At 32.2% G+C, this 5,876-nt stretch carries 5 protein-coding genes; 4 read left to right on the forward strand and 1 reads right to left on the reverse strand.

Annotation, left to right across the window (positions count from 1 at the left end):
* The 3 genes from Q0W26_RS11035 to Q0W26_RS11045 form a co-directional block, all read left to right on the forward strand.
* The coding region (locus Q0W26_RS11035; RefSeq protein WP_298525269.1) for a condensation domain-containing protein at positions 1 to 2,063 on the forward strand (2,063 nt) is incomplete at its 5' end.
* 728 nt (positions 2,064 to 2,791) lie between these two features.
* Positions 2,792 to 2,959, forward strand: coding sequence for a hypothetical protein (locus tag Q0W26_RS11040; protein WP_298525272.1), 168 nt, complete (start codon positions 2,792 to 2,794; stop codon positions 2,957 to 2,959).
* Between the two features lie 98 nt (positions 2,960 to 3,057).
* Positions 3,058 to 3,690: a DUF1847 domain-containing protein gene (locus Q0W26_RS11045; protein ID WP_298525275.1), complete on the forward strand. Its 633-nt coding sequence runs from the start codon at positions 3,058 to 3,060 to the stop codon at positions 3,688 to 3,690.
* A 1-nt stretch (position 3,691) separates the two neighbouring features.
* Here the strand turns inward: Q0W26_RS11045 and Q0W26_RS11050 are convergent, their stop codons facing one another.
* Positions 3,692 to 5,128 (reverse strand): MBL fold metallo-hydrolase, encoded by a 1,437-nt coding sequence (locus Q0W26_RS11050; RefSeq protein WP_298525278.1) that lies wholly within the window; start codon positions 5,126 to 5,128, stop codon positions 3,692 to 3,694.
* Between the two features lie 426 nt (positions 5,129 to 5,554).
* Here Q0W26_RS11050 and Q0W26_RS11055 point away from each other — a divergent pair, with 426 nt between their 5' ends.
* Complete coding sequence (locus Q0W26_RS11055) at positions 5,555 to 5,680, forward strand: hypothetical protein (RefSeq protein ID WP_298525281.1); 126 nt, start codon at positions 5,555 to 5,557, stop codon at positions 5,678 to 5,680.
* Positions 5,681 to 5,876 lie beyond the last annotated feature (196 nt).

Raw genomic sequence — 5,876 nt, forward strand, 5'->3', positions numbered from 1 at the left:
ATAAGAAAGGCTATGAGCGCATTTATAAAACTGGAGATATGGTAAGATTCTTGCCGGATGGCACTTTGGGAATTGTTGGCCGTCGTGACGGCCAAGTTAAAGTAAGAGGAAACCGTGTGGAACTCACAGAAGTTGAATCATCAATAAGAAGTATGACCAGTGTTGAGGACGTCACAGTACAAACAACTATAAATAACGGAAATAATGAATTAGTTGCCTATGTTGTAATAAACAATGATTTGGATGGGGATGAATTGAAGGATTCCATTTGCGATTATGTCAATGCACATAAACCTGAATATATGGTTCCATCATACGTCGTTAAATTAGATGCAATTCCTTTAAATGTTAATGGGAAAGTAGATAAACGCGCTTTACCTGAAATTGACAAAACAAGCCTGCAGGTAGAATATGTTGCCCCAAGAAACGAAAATGAAAAAGAGATTGTCGAAGCCTTCAAAAAGGCATTGAATTTGAAAAAAGTCGGAATATATGACGATTTCATTCGTTTGGGTGGAGATTCATTGACTGCAATTAGGCTGCTGTCATATATTGAATCCAATGATATTACCATGGCAGATATCTTCACTTTCCGCACTCCGGAGGCAATTGCAAAAAACATGACTGATTTCTCATTTGATTTAGATATTTATAGTTTGGAAAGTGGTTGTCCATTGAATGCAGCTCAGCTTAATGTATTTGGCGATGTAATCCTTTATAATAAAAAGGATGCTTATCATATACCTGGATATATTGCCATTTCTAAAAAATATTGCCTTGAAGACATACTTAATGCTTTAAATGAACTGTTAAACGCTCATCCTATTTTGAGCATGCACCTAAGCGACATATACGAAGTAAACGATGCAGACGATACTGGCAATTTGGATGCGATTATTGATTTAATAAAGATAGCTAAAAAACTTGGAATCAAAAAAATCATGAATTTGATTAATAAATACGGATTAAAAGACGTGAGCGGCATTTATAATATGATTAAAACTGTCATACGATTGCTTAAAGGAGAATATCCATATCTGGTAAAAGGAGACAAGCCTCCGATTTCAGTAAAATCCAAAGATGATAATGACACTATCATAGAGTTCCTTGCTGAAAGTATGGATATATTTAATAATCTCTCCAAGTTCATGATCGTTGAAACTGAAGAATCATATTACCTGTTTTATCTAATTCACCACATCATTTTTGATGCAACTTCTGCAGGAGTATTCAAACATGATTTCGAAATTCTTCTTGACGGAGGTAGTGTTGATTTCGATGATGCCTTCTTAAAATCATCAGCTTATACACATCAGATAAAAAGTACTGAAAAATTCGATGGGGCAAGTGAATATTATTATCCAATATTAACATCCCTTGATGATGTGGGCACATTATTGGAAGATGATTCATCTGAAGGATATAGCACGTCAACCTGGGATTTAAAATTCGATAAAATGGTATTCAAATCATTTTTAAATAATGCTGGAATTAGTGAAAATGTATTGTTCACAAGTGTATTTGCATATGCCCTCGCTCAATTTGTAGATGGGGATAAAGTATTATTCACAATGATTGAAAATGGACGTGACAGATTCAACGAAAATTTCATAGGCATGACATCCAATGTAATGCCGTTAGTTGCAGACTGTAAAGACAGAAGCATAAATTCGTTTATGAAAGATATGGCCGATGCAGTCTATGGAATTTCAAGGCACAGTTATTATCCAATTGTGTTACTCTATCAAAAATATGATTTTGAGGTTAACATCCTATTCCAATTTGTACCAAATTGGATAGCAGATGACTTTAATAATGTGGAGGGCATTGATGATATTGGCTCTGAAGAAATCATGAATCATATCCTAAATTCCCATGGTGATCAGATAACGGAATTCTTTGTTCAAATTTACCAAAACGGCGAAAATTACAGGTTAATAATCACAAATTCAAATAAATATTCCAATAATCTGATTGAAGATTTCAAAGAAACTTATACATCAATATTATCAAATATTATTAACGCAAACTTACATTCCAATTTAAATACTACTTTAAAATAGTTTCCGTATGGAATTGATGGTTACAATGTGAAAAAATGTTGCAAAAATGATTATAAGAGATATGATGAAACCTGAATAGTCAAATGAAATATTTTGATATATATGGGGACAAATTCACAAAGTAATGGATAATTCTATTACTTTTAGTTATAGTTTGTTCGTATTATATGAAACCAGACTCGAATTTGAGATAGATAATTTCTATATTATTATGCCAACAGCAACATGAAGATGGTCAAAAGGAACCAAAAGTTGCATAATCTTGATTCTCCTTTGTTGATTGGTGATGTTAAAGATAATGATGTTGTAAAAAAGGTTAGAGAACATTGTTTCATTGAAACTCACGAAAAAGTTCTACCACTTATGCATATTTTTCAATCAACTTTATACAAATATTTTGAATTAATATTCATGAAAAGAAAAAGTAGCTATTAATTATATATAATTTAAAAAAGTAAAATATTATTAATTAACATAATTGAGGTATTATATGAAAGGGCATGCGAAAGTTGTCATACTTATGTTCTCTCTACACTACTTTTTTTAGAAATCATGATAATTAAATATTTTCATCTATACTGGGTGAAACTGGGATGGTGGAAATACAAATCCTGAACATCTACTATAATCACTGACATAACCTGAACCAACTAATGATGCAAAGGTAACTACTTGAGTATTATTGGAAAAGTTGAGGGTAAGATGCTGAAATTATTTATAAACAATTGATGACAAGCAATTATTGTTACGCCAACTCCAACATGAAGTTAGTCAAAAGGAACCAAAAGTTGCATAATCCTGATTCACCATTGCTGATTGGTGAGGTTAAAGAGGGCGAAACTGTTAAGGAAGTTTCCGAACCAAGTTATATTGATTCACAAACTAGATTATTTTAATAGATATTTTTTAAAACTATCAAAATTGTATGGATAACTATTTTTTAAGAAAAATTAAAAAAATATAGGGGAATAGAATAATCATCGAGGGGAATATCATGAAAAATTACTCATGTAGCAATTGTGGAATTATAAACTGCAAACACCAAGATTCAGAATATCCTAAATTCTGTCCAACAAAAAAATTAACAAGTGATGAAATAATAGAAATTGAAAAACTCTACAAGGAAGACAACAACAAAGAGATATCAATGATCTCAGCAGAAATAGAAGAAGAGTTCTACTGCAAATACACAAGAGTAGAAGAAATCATAGAATTTGCCAAAAGACTAAAAATGAATAAGATAGGAATAGTTGCCTGTGTTGGGCTAATGGAAGAAAGCAAAACATTTGCTAAAATCCTTGACAAACACGACTTTGAAGTATATTCCGTAGCATGTAAAGTCGGAGCAATGAAAAAAACAGAAATGGCGGGAGTAGATGATAAAAAAACAAACATGACTGGAAATATAATGTGCAACCCGATACTGCAGGCAAAAATACTCAATAATGAAAAAACAGACCTTAACGTAATAATAGGGTTATGCGTAGGTCATGATAGTCTTTTCTATAAGTATTCTGATGCTTTATGCACAACACTTGTGACAAAGGACAAGGTGCTCGCACACAATCCTGTGGGAGCGTTATACCAAACAAACACCTATTATAGGAAGCTGATGAAAAGGGAGTAAGTCACAGTAAATTTGATTCATATATCTTTTTACCGCCATGGCCTCCGAAGATTTGCCATTTTCCAGTGTTTAATTTATTAAATAGGTCATTTCTTTCTTCTCGACAAAGGTCAGAATCAAAATCGACAGATGTCATTAAAATTGGGGCATATTTATTATATTCTGCCTGTTTAGGAATCATGTCTTTCATATTTATAAAAATGTCTCCTGTAAATGCAATTTTATGTTCAAAATCAATTAGAACTGATTCGCCTGGAAGATGGCCTCCTTTTCCTTCATAATGACTAAAATGCAATTCACCAAAATCAAAGACTCCAGTTTGTTCAAGCGATTCTGTTATTGTTCGTTCATCTCCTATAACCTGAATTTTTTGAGGGGGAACGGGTTTATATGAAGTTAATATATTGCAAATACGGAGATATGGTTTGTGAAGTGGATTTTTTTCACGGAAATTGCTTTCATTGTTATATTCTGATTTCAGTGATTCTGCACTTTTGCTGCTGGTATAGACAATGTCAAAAAGGGGCAACAGTCCGCAGTGGTCAACGTCGGCATGGGTGATGAATACTTCTTTTGAAGTATTGTCAAAATCAGGGATGGTTTCCTTGATGATTGAAAGCATTTCCTCTTCATAGCAGGCATATCCGGTATCAATGAATAAGTACTTGCCATAGCTTTTTATGATTGCAATGTTGCTTCCGCAGGGAGGTTCGATAAGTTTTATTTCGCTATTTTCGGTTATCGTATGGTTTGTTATTCTTGGTGTGAAATTCTCTCCTTTTGAAGCTGCAATGATTTCTGTAAATCGGCTTATGCTGTCAAAGGTATGGAACGGCAAAACTCCGCTTTCGTTAAGCATTTGCATCACAAGGTTTGTATTGATGATCAGTTCATTTTTGGATTCATCTGAGATATCCATTGTGGAGGATATCTGATTTACAAAGTTGTTGTAAAAAAAGCTATTGTCGTAAATCTTATTGGCGTAATCTGAATTAATTACTTTAATTGGACATAATTCGCTTGCTTTTTTGATGAATGTGTTGATATTTTCTTGGTTTTCAACAACGAGGCCCATCTTAAAGAACTGGAATTCCTTATCTGTCTGTTGGGAACTGATATATGTAATGTTGAAATTAAAATCACTGATTAGTTCTAAAATTGGTGTAACGGCGCCGGGGATATCTTTAAGCTTAAATTCAAGTAGCACTACATCGCGATGATCCAAATCCTGGTGGATATAACCTATTGACATTAGTTCCTGAGTCGCTTTTTCAAGACTTTCCGGACTGCCTTCAACATCTATAAATAATAAATGAGAATCCACAGATTTATTATAACTCACACGTGTAATGTTTATGTCCAAATCGGACAAGCATTTGCTTGCTTTTAAAAATGCACCGATATGATTGGGCATTTTTGTAATGAATGTCTTATTCATGTCACCACTGTAAAATATTTTTACTTTTATTTTATATGATTATTAAAAATCTTTTTTTACATTAATATGTATTTTAGTTATTATTGTTAATGGTTTGTATGTATTTGTTTAATGTTCATAATGCAATTTCTTTATACAGACAGTAGCATTAGATGTAGTTTAGATTTGGTAAAATTTCGCAACATTGAAATTCCAATTCTCTCATTAGAAATACAAGAAAAAACTTACTTTAGTATTTCATTGGTATGTTGTTAGTTTGAGAGAATTTGACAAGTAATATTTGTTCGTTATATGTGAAACAAAATTCACTAAAAAGTAGTGTATAATTCATCTACTTTTTTACCGTTATTTGTTTGTAATATATCAAACAAGAATCAAAAAAGTAGTGGATAATTTCTATACTGTTATGCAAATTTCTCTACAAAATTGGCTAAAAGGAATTTCAGGCTTCACAATCCTGATTCTCCATTATTAATAGGCAATGTTGATGGTGAAAAAATAAAAGAAGTTAAAGAGCCAAGTTATATAGAAAGACAGCAAAAGCTAATTTAATTGGCTCTTTTTTTTGATGTTTCAATTAAATCATATTATTTTTAGTTTTTTTGCAGTTTTTTGGTCTACTTTTCCAGTTACTTTTAATCCGTTTGACTTTTGGAATTGTTTCACTGAATTTTGTGTGTTTTTATCGTAGATACCGTTTACCTTATAGCCTGTATAATACCCTTTCTTTTTAAGGGTATTTTGTATT

This window comes from uncultured Methanobrevibacter sp., assembly GCF_947169325.1.
Lineage (GTDB): Archaea > Methanobacteriota > Methanobacteria > Methanobacteriales > Methanobacteriaceae > Methanocatella.

What these genes read in the sequence shown, in the direction of transcription:
- Q0W26_RS11045 (WP_298525275.1), top strand. Translation starts at nt 3,058, where the DNA reads ATGAAAAATTACTCATGTAGCAATTGTGGAATTATAAACTGCAAACAC.
- Q0W26_RS11050 (WP_298525278.1), bottom strand. Translation starts at nt 5,128, where the DNA reads ATGAATAAGACATTCATTACAAAAATGCCCAATCATATCGGTGCATTT.
- Q0W26_RS11040 (WP_298525272.1), top strand. Translation starts at nt 2,792, where the DNA reads ATGACAAGCAATTATTGTTACGCCAACTCCAACATGAAGTTAGTCAAA.